At 43.2% G+C, this 1,003-nt stretch carries 1 protein-coding gene; it reads right to left on the bottom strand.

The window, feature by feature from the left end; genetic code table 11:
- Positions 1 to 383: 383 nt before the first annotated feature.
- A complete protein-coding gene (locus ACCI49_RS24785; RefSeq protein WP_371841935.1) occupies positions 384 to 851 on the bottom strand; it encodes a hypothetical protein in 468 nt (155 codons plus the stop codon).
- Between the last annotated feature and the right edge of the window lie 152 nt (positions 852 to 1,003).

Genomic DNA, 1,003 nt, shown 5'->3' with positions numbered 1-1,003 from the left:
CTGGAAGGAAAAACTCGTAAACTGAATTTGACCTGACAAAGCACCTTCTGAAAAACCGGTAACTGTCAGATCAAGTCTGAACTACTACAGATAAAAGATGCTTCTCGTTGACTTGAGGTTCTGGTAGAGCTTGGCATACCCTCCTACTGCTCTCCCGCTAACAATATGCCAAATCTGCTCTTCCTGCATAACGGCCCTTCCCGACCTCTTCCGCTTCGGTACAAGCCCTATCTCAGTCTCAAACAGTTCTGCCAGTGCCTTGTAGGCGTTCTTGCTAGCAAGATACGCTTACAACTTACTAAAGGTTTATTGGTAGATTCGATCGCATAATGATCCCTCTATTATTTTGAGGGATCGTATAGTTGGTGGAGATGAGGGAACTACTATTGGCTAATTGCGCCCATATTACCATTGCCAATCTGTACAACGATAGCTGTTTGTCTAATACCGGTTTGGGTTGTTGCATGCATATTGTTGCTACCGATCTGAGTGGTCGAAGCATTGCTTAGAGTAGTGGTCGTTTGGGTAATATCTGCCATATTCATGGAGCCAGCCTGATTAATTGCGACACTACTTAACCTGGTCCCACTCTCTTGAATAACGAGAGCATCATTCATCACGCCGGCTTGATTGATTAAAATATTACTTTCTTTGACATCAAAAAATTGACTAATGGTGGCCTGGTTCATCGTGCCCGTTTGATTGATAAAATCTGTACTTGCTGTCACATCAAATTGACTAACAATTGAAAGGTTCAAAGATCCCGCCTGGTTGATCAACACGCTACTTGCTGTTACATCGTTCTGGCCAACGCCAGCCACATTTATAGAGCCCACTTGATTGATTAACACATTACTTGCAGTGATATCAAAAGATTGACTAATGTTATTAACCCGGCGGACAAATAGTTCAGTTATGCTGCGTACCTAATTGATTCGTGTCGGAAGTAGGCTGCTACACGCGCGGGCTTCTTTTGTAACATTCTCATGTGAGAAAGCACTTT

Source organism: Microbulbifer epialgicus, assembly GCF_041447265.1.
GTDB classification, from domain to species: Bacteria; Pseudomonadota; Gammaproteobacteria; order Pseudomonadales; family Cellvibrionaceae; genus Microbulbifer; species Microbulbifer epialgicus.
This window is presented reverse-complemented; position numbering and strand designations above follow the sequence as displayed.